Origin of the sequence: Acetobacter fabarum (assembly GCF_029069195.1) — a bacterium.
Classification (GTDB): domain Bacteria; phylum Pseudomonadota; class Alphaproteobacteria; order Acetobacterales; family Acetobacteraceae; genus Acetobacter; species Acetobacter fabarum_A.
On the sequence record NZ_JARDYK010000001.1, the window covers coordinates 503,908 to 519,237 of the forward strand.

Genomic DNA, 15,330 nt, shown 5'->3' on the forward strand with positions numbered 1-15,330 from the left:
GCTTGCCTGCGGCAGCCGCTGCGCCTTAACCGCCGCTAAAAATACGGGCGGCATCCGCCTTGCCAAAAAGTGCAAGAAGCACACGGGCCGAGGTCGGGAGCAGGTAGGTGCCGGTTGATCTGGCCTTTGTGTCGGGCAGAATACGCTGGGCTTCGGTGTGGGCTGTATCGAGTAGCAGATCGACCAGCATTTCCGGCGCCATGCGGTATTCGGGCAGGCCCGACTGCCTGCGGCCTGTGGCTTCCCCCCCCCCGCGCAGGCGAAAATCCTCATCCGCGATCAGAAAGCCATCTTCCGTCTCACGCAGGCAGGTCAGGCGGCGGCGGGCTGTCTGACCCAGCCCGGCATCATGCAGCATCAGGCAGTATGATGCTCTGGCCCCCCGGCCCACGCGCCCGCGTAACTGGTGGAGCTGGGCCAGACCAAAGCGCTCGGCATGTTCAATGACCATGATGGTGGCGCTTGGTACATCCACCCCCACCTCGATCACGGTTGTGGCGACCAGAATACGGGTTCGGCCACTGGCAAAATCCTGCAATGCCTGTTCGCGCGTGTTTGTGTCCTGTCGTCCGTGGGCAATGCCTGCCAGATCCCCAAACCGGTCTATCAGAGCGGCCTGCCGGGCCTCGGCTGCGGCAATGTCGAGCGCTTCACTCTCGGATACAAGCGGGCAGACCCAGAAGATCTGCGCCCCGGCCTGCAGGGCGCGGCTAATGCCGTCGAGCACATCGTCCAGAGTGTTCAGGCTATGCAGGGATGTGCGGATGGGCTTGCGGCCGGATGGTTTGCCCTCCAGACGGCTAACCTGCATATCCCCGAACTGGGTCAGCAACAGGGTGCGCGGTATGGGGGTTGCGGTCATGACCAGCATATCCGCCCTGTGGCCTTTTTCCACCAGTGTCAGGCGCTGGTCCACGCCAAAGCGGTGCTGCTCGTCTACTACGGCCAGCCCGAGGTCTGCGAACTTTACGCTCTCCTGCACCAGGGCGTGGGTGCCCACGATCAGTCTGGCCGTGCCATCCTCCATATCCGCCAGTGCCTGCCTGCGGGCCTTGCCTTTGACAGAGCTGCACAAAAACGCCACGGGCACGGGGGACAGGCGCGTAAAGGTTGCGGCATGCTGGCGGGCCAGAATTTCGGTCGGCGCCATAATGGCCGCCTGTGCGCCAGCTTCCACCGCACGGAGCATGGCCAGCAGGGCGACAAGCGTCTTGCCCGCACCCACATCGCCTTGCAGTAGCCTGCTCATGCGGTGTGGGGTAGCCATATCTGCCTCTATCTCGCGTAGCACATGGGCCTGCCCGTGTGTGAGCGGGTGCCCGAAGGCGGCAAGGGCCTGCTGTTGCAGGTGTGCATTGCCTTGCAGGCTACGGCCGGGGCTGCTGCGGGTGGCCTGCTGGGCAATGCGCATGGCAAGCTGGTCGGCCAGTAGTTCGTCACAGGCCAGACGGGCCTGCGCGCGGGCGCGCTCCGCCTGCCAGTTATTGCCGGTGTGGCTGTCGGGAATGCTGTCGGGCCTGTGCATCCATGTGAGTGCGGTGGCAAAATCGGGCCAGTTTTTTTGTGCGATCAGGGCAGGGTCATGCCATTCGGGCAGGTCCGGGGGGAGCAGGGCCAGCGCTGCCGTCATGGCCTGACGTACCTGCCCGGCAAACAGGCCCGCAGTCAGCGGCCAGACCGGGTCAAGCAGGGGAATACGCTCGATCTGGCGGGCGGGGAGCAGGTAATCGGGCGAAGCCATGCAGAGCCGCTCGCCAAAACGCTCGATTTTGCCCGATACGGCAATCTGCGCTCCGGTGGTGGCCTGTCTGGCCTGCCAGGGGGAGAAAAAAGCGATCTCCAGCAGACCGGTTCCGTCCGAGAGTGTGGCTCGCCATGGCTGGCGGGTGCGCGGAGCTGGGGCGCGCACGTCCTGCACCGTGCCGCAAACTGTTGCAATTGTGTCAGCCCTGAGTTGTGCCAGCGATGGACGCAGCCGCCTGTCCGTTACACTTTCTGGCAGGCAGAACAGCAGATCCGTGACCCGTGACCCACCTGCAATTCTGGCCAAAAGCCGCGAGCGGGCTACGTTAACGCTGCTCAGGCTGTCGAGTGGGGCGGCAAGGGCCTGCAGGGCAGGTCCATTCGCCCATTGCGGAACCGAAGCGGATGTGAAGGATGGGGGGCTGGACACGGGCGGTATACAGGCCTCTGTTTGCAGGCTGACAGACAGGAACAGCCCCGGTATAGGACAGCAACGCCATGCAACACAATTTTACAACGCCTTCGAATACGCTTTCCCCCACGGCATCTGCCGTGGAGGATGAACCTCTGGCGGCCCGTCGGCGGCGGCTCCGGTTCCGCGCCAACCATCGCGGCACGTTTGAAACCGATATCCTGATCGGTGGCTTTGTGGAGGAAACGGTGGACAGCCTGAACGCCGAGGAACTGGCGGATATGGAATCCATACTCGAAATGCCCGACCCCGACCTGACCGACTGGCTGTTTGGCCGTTTGCCCTTGCCGGAGGAAAAAGCAACCCCCATGTTGCGGCGCATGGTTGAGACATGCCGCGCAAGGTGCGGAAAATAAAATTTTCTTTCCATTAAGGGAAGATCAGGCAGGACAAGAGAAACAGGGCCTATGACAGCAGACACAGGTGCGGCACCAGACCGTCGGATTGCCACTATTTGGGGCGTGCCGGAGGGGTACGATGCCCTTTTGCTTGCGCGGCGCGCGCGTGAGCACAAGGGGCCTTTGCTGCACATAGCCCGCAACGATGCTTCCATGGCGCGGCTGGCGGAGACTCTGGCCTTTGTTGCGACCGATGTGGACGTACTGCGTTTTCCCGCATGGGATTGCCTGCCATACGACCGGGTTTCGCCCAATCCGACAATCGTTGCGGAACGGGTGGCCACACTGACCCGCCTGCTCGAACCCTCGGAGGGCAGGCCGCGTCTTGTGTTGACCACGGTTAACGGCGCAATCCAGCGCGTGGCTCCCCGCAAGACCTTCAGGGGGCAGTCCCTCAATATCCGCACGGGGGAAAGTCTGGACCAGTCCCTGCTGGTCGAACTGCTGATCGCCAACGGCTACACCCGCACCGATACGGTGATGGAGGCCGGGGAGTTTGCAACACGTGGCGGTATATTTGACCTGTACCCCGCTGGTGCGCCCGAGCCTGTACGCCTTGACCTGTTTGGGGACGAGGTGGAAAACATCCGTGCCTTCGACCCCGGTACCCAGCGCTCGACTGATAAGCGTGATGGGCTGGTGCTCTGCCCGGTGTCCGAATTTTCGCTCGATGCAGCCAGTATTTCCCTGTTCCGCACAGGCTGGCGGGATGCGTTTGGTCCCGCTGCGGCATCCGATCCCCTGTATGAACATATTTCCGACGGCCGCCGGTACCCCGGGATCGAACATTGGTTGCCGCTGTTCCATGAGCAGATGGAAACCCTGTTCGACTATCTGCCTGGTGCTGCACTTTCGCTCGACTATCAGGTGGAGGAGGTTCTGGCCGCACGGCTGGATATGATTGTCGACCATTATCAGGCTCGCAAAATGCCGGTGCGGGAGGGGGAAACCCCTTACCGTCCGTTACCACCACACCTGTTGTACATGGACCTAAAAGGGTGGGAAGCCTCCATTGCCCGCCTGCCTGCCGTGGCATTCAGCCCCTATGCGCAGCCTGATGGTGCAAAGGGCATGGATGTGGGCGGCAGACCGGGCAAGATGTACTCCAAGATCGTGCCGGGCGCGCAGCGTGAGCAGGTGTTTACCCTGCTGGGCGAGCAGGTGCGGGAATGGGCGCAGGTCAGGCGCCGGACGTATGTAACTGCATGGAGCAAAGGCTCGCGCGAGCGGATTGGCGTGCTGCTGCGTGAACACGGCGTGGCAACAGACACGTTTGAGACATGGGAACAGGCGAGCAAGGCCAAGGCCGGCCCCGTAGGGCTGCTGACCCTTGGGTTGGAGCGCGGTTTTGTGGCTGAGGATGTGGCGTTTGTGTCCGAGCAGGATCTGCTGGGCGAGCGCATAGGCCGCCCACCACGCCGCCGCCGCCGTGCGGACGAACTGATTGCCGAGGCCAGTGAACTGTCTGCGGGGGATCTGATCGTTCATCAGGACTACGGTATAGGCCGGTATGACGGGCTGGAGACAGTGAGCGTGGGCGTGGCCCCGCATGACTGCCTGCGCCTGTTGTACGATGGTGGAGAAAAACTCTACCTGCCGGTGGAAAATATTGAACTGCTCAGCCGGTTCGGCTCGGACCAGGCCGGGGTATCGCTCGATCGTCTGGGTGGGGTGGCCTGGCAGAACCGTAAATCGCAGATGAAAAGCCGCATCCGTGATATGGCGGGTGAGCTTATTCGCACCGCAGCGGCTCGCGCACTCAAGGAGGCCCCGGAACTGCTCCCGCCCGAAGGAATGTGGGACGAGTTCTGCGCCCGATTCCCCTTTGTGGAAACAGAGGATCAGTCTCGCGCCATTACGGATGTGCTGGAGGATATGTCTTCGGGGCGTCCCATGGACCGGCTGGTGTGTGGTGATGTGGGCTTTGGCAAAACGGAGGTCGCTCTTCGGGCGGCGTTTGTCGCGGCCATGTCCGGCGGACAGGTGGCGGTGGTTGTGCCCACCACCCTGCTGGCCCGCCAGCATTACCGCACCTTTGTCGCGCGCTTTGAGGGGTTTCCCATCAAGGTGGCCCAGCTCTCACGCATGGTCACTGGCAAGGAAGCCACCGAAATACGCAAGGGGCTGGCCGATGGCAGCGTGCATGTGGTGATCGGCACCCATGCCCTGCTGGCCAAAACAATCAGGTTTGCAGCCCTGGAACTGCTGATTATTGATGAAGAGCAGCATTTTGGCGTCTCGCATAAGGAAAAGCTGAAGGCCCTGCGCGAAGATGTGCATGTGCTCACCCTTTCCGCCACACCTTTGCCCCGTACGCTCCAGCTCTCGCTCTCCGGTGTGCGGGAGATGAGCCTGATCGCAACGCCGCCAACAGACAGGCTTGCCGTGCGGACATTTATTATGCCGTTTGACAGCGTGGTGATCCGCGAGGCCATTCAGCGCGAGCGCTTCCGTGGTGGGCAGATTTTTTGTGTCGCCCCCAGAATTGAGGACCTTGACCAACTGGCCGAGCGCCTGAGCAGCATTGTGCCTGATGCCCGGCTGGTGCAGGCCCATGGTCGCCTGTCTCCTACGGAACTGGAGCGGGTGATGACCGAGTTCTCCGATGGACAGTATGACATTCTGCTCTCCACCAACATTGTGGAAAGTGGACTGGACATGCCTGCGGTCAACACGTTGATCATCCACCGGGCGGACATGTTCGGTCTCGGGCAGCTTTACCAGCTTCGTGGGCGTGTGGGGCGTGGCAAGCAGCGTGGCTACGCGTATCTCACATGGCCACAGACACACACACTGTCTCCCGCAGCGGAAAAGCGGCTGGAGGTCATGCAGACGCTCGATACGCTGGGGGCTGGCTTTACGCTGGCATCGCACGACCTGGACCTGCGTGGCGCGGGCAACCTGCTGGGTGATCAGCAGTCCGGCCATGTGCGTGAGGTGGGGATTGAGCTGTACCAGCAGATGCTGGAAGACGCCGTGGCCGACCTGCGCAGCGACCGGGGGCGGAGTGCAGAGAGCGACCGGGGCTGGACCCCCAATATTGTTATGGGGCTGCCAGTCCTTATCCCCGATGCATATGTGCCTGACCTGCCTGTGCGCTTGGGTCTTTACCGTAGAATCAGCGCTCTGGCGTCTGATGTTGAGCTGGAAGCTATGGAGGCGGAACTGGTGGATCGTTTTGGCTCAGTTCCCGAGGAAGTTAAAAACCTCCTAAACATTGTTGATCTTAAAAGACTTTGCAGGCAGGCTGGAGTGGAGCGGGTAGAAGCTGGCCCCAAGGGAATGGTACTCCAGTTCCGCAATAACAGCTTTGCCAATCCCGGCAGTCTTGTGCAGTGGATGGGCCGCTGGAAAGATGGTGTGGTTCGCTTGCGGCCAGACCATAAGATGGCTGTTGTGCGGGAGTTGACCAACGTGCAGCGGATTGACCTTGCGCGTAAGGTGCTGCGCGAACTTGCCGGTATGTGTGAGCGTGAGATGGCCTGACAGAACACCCGGCCCTGTGGTGCTCGTCCAGTGCCCTCCGCATGGAATGGCCCGTGCGGAGGGGGTGGTTTATTTGATGGGTAGGGGAAAACCGTTAACCGTAAGAACGCCGCCTTCCCATGTGGTGTCCCACGTGTTCTGCTCGCCCGAGCGATGGCTGACCAGCCTGCCCAGCACAAGGCCTGCGGCCAGTTTCATCTGATGTGCAGCGCGGGCTTTTTCTATCAGGTCTTCCAGATTGGTAATTTCCAGATGCCCGGAGGCGGATGTGGCCGCAACATCCCCGGTCAGTGTTGCCTTCCCATTCCCCTGTAGCTTTACCGTGCCTTCGGATGCTTTAAAGCTGCTTATGGTGGCGTGCACGGCAGGGGCTGCGGTACTCCGCCCGCCTATGGCGCTCATAAGTGCGGGCAACTCCGATGTGGGGAGCGAAAACGCCGCATCGGCGGTGGTGGGCAGAAGTTGCTGGTTGAGCACGTTGTGGAAGGATAGTCCGCTCATGCTCAGGGTTGCAGCACTGGTCCGTGGAGTGGCCGCACCCTGAATCTGGTAGTGGGCGATTGTGGCGTTTACGTGTGCCACCCCCTGTTCCACCGTGGCGTTGTTCCATGTCAGGTCATAGTGCCCGCCGGACTGGAGGTTGGTGGTAACCAGTCTGCCCTGCTCCATAAGCCACTGGGTGCAGGCCGCATTATGCTGTCCGGTCATGGCGGAAACCAGTAAGAGGGATGCTGCCTGCGCCAGATCCTGCGTCGCTTCCGGGCTGGGCGCCTGACCGATAAATACCAGTTTTTTAACATGCAGGCTGGTTGTGCCGCTGGGGGCGTGTACGGTCAGGTCATGGTAAATCAGGCCTTTGGGTGTGTCTTCCTCCGCACTGGCGCTTACGGTTGCGCATGCGGTGGGAGGGGCGGCTAGGGCGGTTTCTGCGGTGGCGATGGTGCAAAGGCTCACGACCCCGAGAAGATGGAGGGAAAAAGGAGAGTTCTGCTTCATTTCATCATGAAGGTGCCGTAAGTAAAAATTGCAGGCAACAAGATTATCATGGAAGAGCCCCAACCGTGCGCTTTTTGAAAATTGACCCCTTTTTGCTGGGACTGCTGGTGTCTGTTCTGCTGGCAACGCTTGTGCCATGCCATGGGGCTGCGGTGCCTGTTTTTCACTGGCTATCTGTCGGGCTGATTGCGCTCATGTTTTTTCTGCAAGGAGCGCGTCTGTCACGTAAGGCCGTGCTGGATGGAATGGTGGCATGGAAGCTGCATCTGCTTATCCTGAGCTGCACATTCATCCTGTTCCCGCTTTTGGGGCTGGCGGCGCACGCCCTGTTCCCCGGTCTGTTGCAGCCCGATATATGGATGGGTGTGCTGTTTCTGTGCTGTCTGCCGTCCACGGTCCAGTCTTCCATTGCGTTTACCTCCATTGCTGGGGGTAACGTGCCTGCCGCCGTGTGCGCTGCCACGGCGTCCAACGTGTTTGGTATTTTTATTACACCCGTGCTGGTAGGGCTGGTGCTGAGCCAGCATGGTCAGGCCACAGGTAATCCGCTGGATATTGTGTACCAGCTTCTGCTGCCATTCATTCTGGGTCAGGTGTTGCAGCCGTGGCTTGGGGCGTGGGCGCACCGGAACAAGAAAATCCTTTCTTTTTCCGATCGGGGGTCGGTACTGGTTGTTGTTTATGCCGCCTTTAGTGATGCGGTCATGCAAGGTCTGTGGCACCGCTTGCCCATGGCTGAACTGGGCATGATTGCGATTGCCGATTCAGTTCTGCTGTTCAGTGTGCTGGGCCTGACCATTTTTGGCGGTCGTCTGATCGGCCTGCCCCTTAAAGATGAAATTGCCATGGTGTTCTGCGGCTCCAAAAAAACACTGGCGTCTGGTGTGCCCATGGCCAACGTTCTGTTTCCGCCTGCTTCGGTGGGGGTTATTGTTCTGCCGCTCATGCTGTATCACCAGATTCAGCTTTTTGTCTGTGCCGTGCTGGCTCGCAGGTTTGCACGGCTCAGTCAGGAGCACGATAATGCTTCCGCAACGCCAGCACAGCAGTCTGGCTAGGGTGCAGTTGTTGAAGTCATGCAAGAGGAGAGCCGGGTTGTGGCAGGTCTGGATCCTGAAGACTGGGAAGAACTGAAAGCTCAGGGGCACCAGATGCTGGATGACATGCTGGAAAATATCCGCCATGTCTCTCAGGGCTCTGTCTGGCAACCTATGCCAGCTTCTGTGCGTGAGGGGTTCAGGGTAGCCCCGCTCCCTGCCTCCGGTCAGGAACTGGGGGGCTTGTATCAGCAGTTCAAGCAAACGGTGCAACCCTATGCCGTGGGCAACCGGCATCCACGCTTTATGGGTTGGGTGCATGGGGGGGGAACCGCGCAGGGCATGCTGGCGGATATGCTGGCTGCAGGACTGAACGCCAATCTGGGCGGACGCGACCACGCACCTGTAGAAGTTGAACGGATGGTGATCCGCTGGGCTGCGGAAATGTTCGGTTTTCCCCCAGAAGCCACGGGGCTGCTGGTAACTGGTTCTTCCATGGCCAATTTTATTGCCATCCTGACGGCCACCCGCAACGTGGCTGGTGGGCAGGACCTGCGGCAGCAGGGCATTGGTGGTCGCAGGCTGGTAGGCTATGCGGGCGAGACTGCGCATGGGTGCGTGGCCCGTGCGTTTGATATGGCCGGACTGGGCGAGCAGGCATTGCGCCGCGTACCAATGGACAGCGCATTCCGCATGGATGTGGCTGCCCTTGAGCGCCTGATTGCGCAGGACAGGGCTGCGGGATTTGAGCCATTTCTGGTCGTTGGTACGGCAGGAACGGTGGATACAGGCAGTATTGACCCACTGAACGCACTGGCCGATCTGGCTGCGCGGGAGGGGCTGTGGTTCCACGTGGATGGAGCCTTTGGCGCGCTGGCAAAGCTTGCACCTGATCTGGCACCTCTGCTTGCGGGCCTTGAGCGGGCCGATAGTCTGGCCTTTGATTTTCATAAATGGGCGCAGATTCCATACGATGCGGGCTGCGTGCTGGTGCGCGAACCAGGCAGGCAGGCAGCGGCCTTTGCACAATCCCTTGCATATCTCTCACGCGAGGATAGGGGGCTTGCTGCGGGTGCCCCATGGTTTTGTGATCTGGGGCCAGACCTCTCGCGCGGGTTTCGGGCGCTCAAGGTCTGGTTCGCTCTGGCGGGGTTTGGTACCCAAAAGCTGGGTCAGGTGGTGACCCGGTCCTGCGCTTTGGCGCAGGAGCTGGCACGGCAGGTGCAGGCTACAGCCCAGTTGCAACTGCTTGCACCTGTTACGCTGAACATTGTGTGTTTTAGGGTTGTCACACCTGATGTGGAGGACCTGGACTGGTTGAATGGGGAACTGGTCAAGGACCTGCAGGTTAGCGGCGTTGTTGCGCCATCCACCACCCGGATCGGTGGTGTGCTGGCTATTCGTGTGGCTCTGGTTAACCACCGCACGACCTGGGCAGACGTGGCTATTCTGCTTGACGCGCTACATTCCTTTACGGAAGTGCGTCTGGCGCATGGGAAAATGATGAAGGAACTGGCGGGGACGCCACAGGCTTAACCCCGCTTGCGCATACGTTTTTCATCAAACAGGGCGGAAAGGGACTGGAGCATGGTTCCGCCCAGTTCCTCTGCATCGGTAATGGTGACGGCCCGCTGGTAATAGCGGGTCACGTCATGGCCGATACCGATGGCGCTCAGTTCCACCGGGCTGCGGTTTTCAATCATGCTGATCACTTCGCGCAGGTGGTCTTCCAGATAAGAGGCCGGGTTGACGGACAGGGTACTGTCATCCACCGGAGCTCCGTCCGAGATCACCATGAGAATTTTGCGGGCTTCGGGACGGCTTTTAATGCGCCGCCATGCCCAGAGCAGGGCTTCGCCGTCTATGTTTTCCTTCAGCAGCCCTTCACGTAGCATAAGGCCCAGATTGGGGCGTGCGCGCCGCCAGGGCGTATCTGCCCCCTTGTAAACAACGTGGCGCAGATCGTTCAGGCGACCGGGGTTTTCAGGTTTGTTGTTCTGCACCCATAGTTCACGGCTTTGTCCACCTTTCCATGCGCGGGTGGTAAAGCCCAGAATTTCCACTTTTACACCGCAGCGTTCGAGCGTACGCGCCAGAATATCTCCGCAGGACGCGGCAACTGAAATGGGGCGGCCGCGCATGGAGCCGGAATTGTCGATCAGCAGCGTGACTACAGTATCGCGGAATTCCGTATCTTTTTCCTGCTTGTAGGAGAGGGACAGGCGTGGATTGACCACAATGCGCGACAGCCTGCCAGCATCCAGCATGCCCTCTTCCAGATCAAACGACCAGGAACGGGTCTGCTGCGCCATAAGGCGGCGCTGGAGCCGGTTGGCAAGGCGGGAGACAACCCCGTGCAGCGTGACCAGTTGCAAGTCAAGCTGGTGCCGCAGGCGGGAGAGTTCTTCGGGGTCACACAGGTTTTCGGCCAGAATTTCTTCATCAAAACTGGTGGTGTAGGCATGGTAGCCCTTGGCGGTCTGGCCTGCCTCGATTTCCTTGCGGTTGCCCGGTCCGGCGGCATCCCCTGTGCCTTCGGCAGAGCCGGATTCTTGCTCTACCTCGGGGGTATTGTCGGCGGCATCCGCGCTGCCTGCCATAAGCTGGGGTTCGGAAACCGTATCGGACATATCAGGCGCAGCGCCTGAGGTTTCATCCTGCTGCTCGGGAGGGGGCTGTTCGTTTTCATCCTCGTTTGTGTCTGGTGCATTGCCCGAACTGTCGTCGTCTTCCTCCTGATCGGAGAGAGAGTCGTCATCGGTTAACGCGCAGGCGGCCAGCAGTTTGCGGGTGGCACGGGAATAGGCTTTCTGGCTATCCTGATCAGCGGCCAGTGTGTCCAGTGCTGCCAGTGCGTCTTTGGGCAGGCTCTGTTTCCACTGCTCCATAATGGCACGGGCGGATTCGGGCGGGGGCTCGCCTGTCAGCTTTTCACGCGCCAGCAGTTCCAGCCCGACAACGGGGGAAAGCTGGGCAGAATCGGTCATATGGTCCAGGCCAGCAGCGCGGATTTCCTGCTCCAGCCTGTGGCGCAGGTTGGCGGCAACGCCTTTCATGTGGCGGGCGCCTACGGCTTCCACACGCGCCTGCTCCAGTGCGTCATAGACCTCGCGGGCAATAGTGTCTGCCGGACGGCGGGCGGCATGCAGGCCAAAATCATGGTGTTTGAGCCGTAGGGCCTGTGCGTCCGCCGCACCACGCAGGCGTTGTGTTTCTTCCTCATTCAGGTTGAGAGAGGGGGAGGACAGGCGAATTTTCTCTCCCAGACTGATCGAAGCCATGGGCATATTGCCGCTATGGAAGGAGACATTGGTCTCCTTCCGCCCGCCAAGGGCGCGCAGTGTTGCCTCGGTTGCCTGTTTAAAGGCATCAGCCCGTTTTTCTGCCTCCTCACGGGAGAGGCGGATGGACGGGTTGCCCGTGTTTTTTGCCTGATCAGCCATAACGCCCCCTGTCTGTGTAGATTATTTCTGTCAGGCAGGGCGCTTGGGCAGGGGGCTGCTGTTAAAACAGCGCTGGTAATATTCTGCTACCATGCCGCGCTCGGCCTCGTCACACTTGTTGAGGAATGTAACGCGGAAGGCAAAGGCCAGATCCTTGAAAATAAGGTCATTTTCCGCCCATGCAATGACCGAGCGGGGCGACATGACGGTGGATAGATCCCCCGCCATGAAGCCTGCGCGTGTCAGCCCGGCCAGAGCCACCATATTGCCAATTTTTTCACGCTCAGCCCTGTCGTCCGGCGTAATGCCCAGACGGGAGCAGACAATGCCGACCTCCTGCGCGTGGGGCAGGTAGTTGAGTGAGGTTACAATGTTCCAGCGATCCATCTGGCCCTGATTGATCTGCTGGGTGCCATGATACAGGCCAGTAGTATCGCCCAGCCCCACGGTGTTGGCGGTGGAGAACAGGCGAAACCACGGGTTGGGGGTAATGACGCGGTTCTGGTCAAGCAGGGTTAGCTTGCCCTCGACTTCCAGAATACGCTGGATCACGAACATGACATCCGGGCGACCGGCATCGTATTCATCAAACACCAGTGCGCAGGGGCGTTGCAGGCACCACGGCAGCAGCCCTTCCTGGAATTCGGTCACCTGCTGGCCATCCTTGACCACAATGGCATCCTTGCCCACCAGATCTATGCGTGAAACGTGGCTATCCAGATTGATGCGGATGCACGGCCAGTTCAGGCGCGCTGCAATCTGCTCCACATGGGAGGATTTGCCCGTGCCATGGAAGCCCTGCACCATCACGCGGCGGTTGAAGGCAAAGCCTGCCAGAATGGCCAGAGTTGTATCGTGGTCAAACAGGTAAGCTGTATCAATCGGGGGAACGTGCTCGGTACGCAAGGAGAAGGCGGGAACCTTCAGGTCTGAATCGATCCCGAATACCTCACGGACGCTGACCTCCGTATCCGGTACGGAAACCGCTGAAATGGGCGGAAGATCAAGAGCTGCTGTCTGGGGGCTGGAATCCGTCATGATTATCCGTCTGATCGTAAGGGGTTCAAAACAAAACCGGCGGGCACACCGGAGCAGGATACATGATCAGCCTGCTTTTTCGAGTTCTTCTGTCTGCAGATGTGCCTTCACAATCGTAAAGGCAACGTTGATCCTTTTCAGACGTTCCTCTGCCGCAGGGTCGCCCTGATTGGTATCAGGGTGATGTTTGCGGGCAAGGGCGCGGTAATGCGTCTTGGCGTTTGCCAGTGTAACCGGCCAGTCCAGCCCCAGAACGGCGAGAGGCTCGCGCAGATGGGTGGGAATCCGGGGCTCGGCCTGTGCGCGGGCCCGGTCGGCGCGGGCGCGGCGGTTCTGGCCCAGTATGTCCAGCGGGTCCAGAATGTCTTCTTCACCGGGCATGGTGCGTTTGCTTTGGCCCGGCCCCTGTCCGAACGTCCATGTTGGCCGGTCCCAGCTTATATCGGCCCGCAGGTGCGCCTCTATCTGACCGGGAGACATGCCTTTGTAATAGTCCCACCGTGCATTGTATTCACGCACATGCTCCAGGCAGAACCAATAATACTGGTTCAGGCTATCGCGGGAACGGGGCGCGCGGTATCCTGCCGGGCTTGTGCAGTCCGGCATGTCGCAGCAGCGCTGCGGCGCGTTGGGATCAGGATCAAACGCGCGGGGACGGGTGTTCCTTCGCTTCATCATTCATCGTTATTTGCGTTGCAAATGCTTTGGTCGCAAGAGGTGAGTTGCCATATGACCAGTCTTTCAGACCCCACACCGTCCTCCATGTCGGGTGTTACGCGTGCCCTGCGGATACGCAAAGTGCTTGAAACTGCGCTTTTTCCGACCAGATTGGACATACTGGATGAGAGCCACCGCCATGCCCACCATGTGGAGCAGGCGCGCGGCCCTGCTGCCGGTGTAACCGAAACGCACTTCCGCCTCTATATTGTCTCGCCTGTGTTCGAGGGCATGAGTCGCGTGGGACGTTCACGCAGGGTGCATGACCTGCTGGCCCCCGAACTGGCCGATGGCCTGCATGCGCTGGCGCTGACCCTGCGCACTCCGGCGGAAGAAGAGGCCGCTCCATGAACAGGGGGGTATTCAGCCGCCGTTCCCTGTTTGCCCTTGCGCCGCTTGTGCTTGCGGCCTGCGCAACGCAGCAGGTGGCAGAAGGGCCACAAAATGCCACGGTCAAACGGGTGGAGGCATATTTTCGCACGGTTAACATGCAGGATGTGCCGTTTACGCAAATATGGCCCAATGGCGCCAGCGGCGGCGGGCTGATCACCTACCGCCCCGGTTATCTGGACATGCGTTTTACCACCCCGCATGAGATGGAGCTCAAGGCATCCGAACGCTCGGCTGTGTTTACGGATGCAGCCAATGGGTCGGTTACCCATATCGGTCTGGGTCACAGCGCGTTGGGGATGTTGTTAAGCAACCCTGTGCGCCTGTCTGGCCCGGTTATGGTCTCCGATGTTCAGCAGCAGCGGGGTCTTGTCCAGATTTCCCTGACCAGAGCGGATAACCCTTCCCAGGGGTTGATCACGCTCCGCTTCAGGGATGAACAGGGTGCTTTAAGTCTGTACGATGTGCGTATTCTGGACGTGCAGCGCAAACTTACGCAAATTCGACTGGATCAGGCGTAAGTTCCACAGGTGTCAGGGCGGAAGGCGTGCTGCCGAACACGGTATGCCACGCCGCTGCCAGAGCGAGGTCCAGATCCTGCATGCTGGCCCTGATGCCCAGCTTTTCAAAGCTGGTCACGCCGTATTCACGAATCCCGCAAGGTACAATGCCTTCAAAATCCGGCAGGGCAGGGGCCAGATTAATGGCTACGCCATGCCAGCTGACCCAGCGGGATACACGCACGCCGATGGCTGCGATTTTTTCCTCTCTCCCTGTCTGTGGGTCGATGACCCAGACGCCCACCCGGCCGTCGCGCACGTCCCCACGCAGGCCAAAACTGGCGAGTGCGGTAATAATCCATGCCTCCAGTGCCTGAACATAGGCGCGCAGGTCACGCGCGGCGGTGTTGCCGTGGGGGCGTTGCAGGTCAAGCATGACATAGGCCGTGCGCTGGCCCGGCCCGTGGTAGGTCCATTGTCCCCCCCGGCCTGCAGGGTAGGTAGGGTACCCGGCGGGGTTGAACAGGTCCTCTGCTCTGGCCGATGTGCCTGACGTGTACAGAGGGGGATGTTCAAGCAGCCATACGCGTTCGGCGGCCTCTCCTGCCCGTATGTCTTTGGCAATCTGCTCCATTCTGCTCAGGGCTGCTGGGTAAGGCACCAGTTTTTTGCTTGTTTCCCATAAAATTTGTTCTTTGGTCATTGCCGCCTGCTTATGGTTCGGTTATAGGGCTTTCTAGCACACGGTATCGCCTTTTTTGGTACCGTTTGTCACGTGCGGTCGTGGCGGAATGGTAGACGCGCAAGCTTGAGGTGCTTGTGGGGGAAACCTCGTGGAAGTTCGAGTCTTCTCGACCGCACCATTTTTTTTCATAACAAAATGTTATGTTATGAACGGCAGAAGGCTGACGCCTTGTGCCGTTTTTTTGTTTGTGCGCATTTTTCTGCGAATTGGACAGAAGTTGTCATATTCACGCCGTTCTTTTGCAGTCTGTTGCAGTGTAGAAGCATGGTTAAGATGATGTAAGAAAGACCGTGTAAGCGGCCACGGATACAAGGCGCAATGACGGCCAGCACTGTCGGCGGTCTTGATCTTTTTCCGGTACGGGC

Annotated in this window: 12 protein-coding genes and 1 tRNA gene; 7 read left to right on the forward strand and 6 right to left on the reverse strand. The window is 59.9% G+C overall.

Translation table 11 applies throughout. The features are described from left to right. Positions 1–25: 25 nt before the first annotated feature. Positions 26–2,173: an ATP-dependent DNA helicase RecG gene (gene recG / locus PY793_RS02305; protein WP_275176487.1), complete on the reverse strand. Its 2,148-nt coding sequence runs from the start codon at positions 2,171–2,173 to the stop codon at positions 26–28. A gap of 68 nt (positions 2,174–2,241) precedes the next feature. On the opposite strand from recG, the gene PY793_RS02310 reads away from it, so the two are divergent. Beyond that, positions 2,242–2,571, forward strand: a complete 330-nt coding sequence (locus tag PY793_RS02310; RefSeq protein WP_275176488.1) for an FAD assembly factor SdhE — start codon at positions 2,242–2,244, stop codon at positions 2,569–2,571. A gap of 51 nt (positions 2,572–2,622) precedes the next feature. Continuing rightward, positions 2,623–6,099: a transcription-repair coupling factor gene (gene mfd, locus PY793_RS02315; RefSeq protein WP_275176489.1), complete on the forward strand. Its 3,477-nt coding sequence runs from the start codon at positions 2,623–2,625 to the stop codon at positions 6,097–6,099. Positions 6,100–6,168: 69 nt separating this feature from the next. Here the strand turns inward: mfd and PY793_RS02320 are convergent, their stop codons facing one another. Continuing rightward, a complete protein-coding gene (locus tag PY793_RS02320) occupies positions 6,169–7,095 on the reverse strand; it encodes a hypothetical protein (protein WP_275176490.1) in 927 nt (308 codons plus the stop codon). Positions 7,096–7,160: 65 nt separating this feature from the next. Here PY793_RS02320 and PY793_RS02325 point away from each other — a divergent pair, with 65 nt between their 5' ends. Both PY793_RS02325 and PY793_RS02330 read left to right on the forward strand, forming a co-directional pair. Beyond that, a complete protein-coding gene (locus PY793_RS02325) occupies positions 7,161–8,153 on the forward strand; it encodes a bile acid:sodium symporter family protein (RefSeq protein WP_275176491.1) in 993 nt (330 codons plus the stop codon). A 39-nt stretch (positions 8,154–8,192) separates the two neighbouring features. Next, entirely contained in the window at positions 8,193–9,668 is a 1,476-nt protein-coding gene (locus PY793_RS02330; RefSeq protein ID WP_275176492.1) for a pyridoxal phosphate-dependent decarboxylase family protein, read from the forward strand. On the opposite strand, the gene cobT is transcribed toward PY793_RS02330, so the two are convergent. The 3 genes from cobT to PY793_RS02345 form a co-directional block, all read right to left on the reverse strand. Beyond that, positions 9,665–11,575, reverse strand: a complete 1,911-nt coding sequence (gene cobT / locus PY793_RS02335) for a cobaltochelatase subunit CobT (protein ID WP_275176493.1) — start codon at positions 11,573–11,575, stop codon at positions 9,665–9,667. The genes PY793_RS02330 and cobT overlap by 4 nt on opposite strands. 30 nt (positions 11,576–11,605) lie before the next feature. Further along, complete coding sequence (locus PY793_RS02340; protein WP_275176494.1) at positions 11,606–12,613, reverse strand: AAA family ATPase; 1,008 nt, start codon at positions 12,611–12,613, stop codon at positions 11,606–11,608. Positions 12,614–12,679: 66 nt separating this feature from the next. Then, complete coding sequence (locus PY793_RS02345) at positions 12,680–13,291, reverse strand: J domain-containing protein (protein WP_275176495.1); 612 nt, start codon at positions 13,289–13,291, stop codon at positions 12,680–12,682. A gap of 51 nt (positions 13,292–13,342) precedes the next feature. Here PY793_RS02345 and PY793_RS02350 point away from each other — a divergent pair, with 51 nt between their 5' ends. Together PY793_RS02350 and PY793_RS02355 are read left to right on the forward strand one after the other, a co-directional pair. Further along, on the forward strand, positions 13,343–13,681 hold the full coding sequence (locus PY793_RS02350) for a BolA family protein (RefSeq protein ID WP_275176496.1): 339 nt from the start codon (positions 13,343–13,345) through the stop codon (positions 13,679–13,681). Continuing rightward, a complete protein-coding gene (locus PY793_RS02355; protein ID WP_275176497.1) occupies positions 13,678–14,241 on the forward strand; it encodes a LolA family protein in 564 nt (187 codons plus the stop codon). Before PY793_RS02350 ends, PY793_RS02355 begins: the two co-directional genes overlap by 4 nt. Here the strand turns inward: PY793_RS02355 and lipB are convergent. Further along, on the reverse strand, positions 14,213–14,923 hold the full coding sequence (lipB, locus tag PY793_RS02360) for a lipoyl(octanoyl) transferase LipB (RefSeq protein ID WP_275176498.1): 711 nt from the start codon (positions 14,921–14,923) through the stop codon (positions 14,213–14,215). The genes PY793_RS02355 and lipB overlap by 29 nt on opposite strands. 74 nt (positions 14,924–14,997) lie before the next feature. Between lipB and PY793_RS02365 the strand changes: the two genes are divergently transcribed. After that, a tRNA-Leu gene (locus tag PY793_RS02365) sits at positions 14,998–15,083 on the forward strand. Positions 15,084–15,330 lie beyond the last annotated feature (247 nt).

Excerpts from the sequence above, each read along its gene's own strand:
- PY793_RS02310 (WP_275176488.1), top strand. The coding sequence starts at position 2,242 with ATGCAACACAATTTTACAACGCCTTCGAATACGCTTTCCCCCACGGCA.
- mfd (WP_275176489.1), top strand. The coding sequence starts at position 2,623 with ATGACAGCAGACACAGGTGCGGCACCAGACCGTCGGATTGCCACTATT.
- PY793_RS02320 (WP_275176490.1), bottom strand. The coding sequence starts at position 7,095 with ATGAAGCAGAACTCTCCTTTTTCCCTCCATCTTCTCGGGGTCGTGAGC.
- cobT (WP_275176493.1), bottom strand. The coding sequence starts at position 11,575 with ATGGCTGATCAGGCAAAAAACACGGGCAACCCGTCCATCCGCCTCTCC.
- PY793_RS02340 (WP_275176494.1), bottom strand. The coding sequence starts at position 12,613 with ATGACGGATTCCAGCCCCCAGACAGCAGCTCTTGATCTTCCGCCCATT.
- PY793_RS02345 (WP_275176495.1), bottom strand. The coding sequence starts at position 13,291 with ATGATGAAGCGAAGGAACACCCGTCCCCGCGCGTTTGATCCTGATCCC.
- PY793_RS02350 (WP_275176496.1), top strand. The coding sequence starts at position 13,343 with ATGACCAGTCTTTCAGACCCCACACCGTCCTCCATGTCGGGTGTTACG.
- PY793_RS02355 (WP_275176497.1), top strand. The coding sequence starts at position 13,678 with ATGAACAGGGGGGTATTCAGCCGCCGTTCCCTGTTTGCCCTTGCGCCG.
- lipB (WP_275176498.1), bottom strand. The coding sequence starts at position 14,923 with ATGACCAAAGAACAAATTTTATGGGAAACAAGCAAAAAACTGGTGCCT.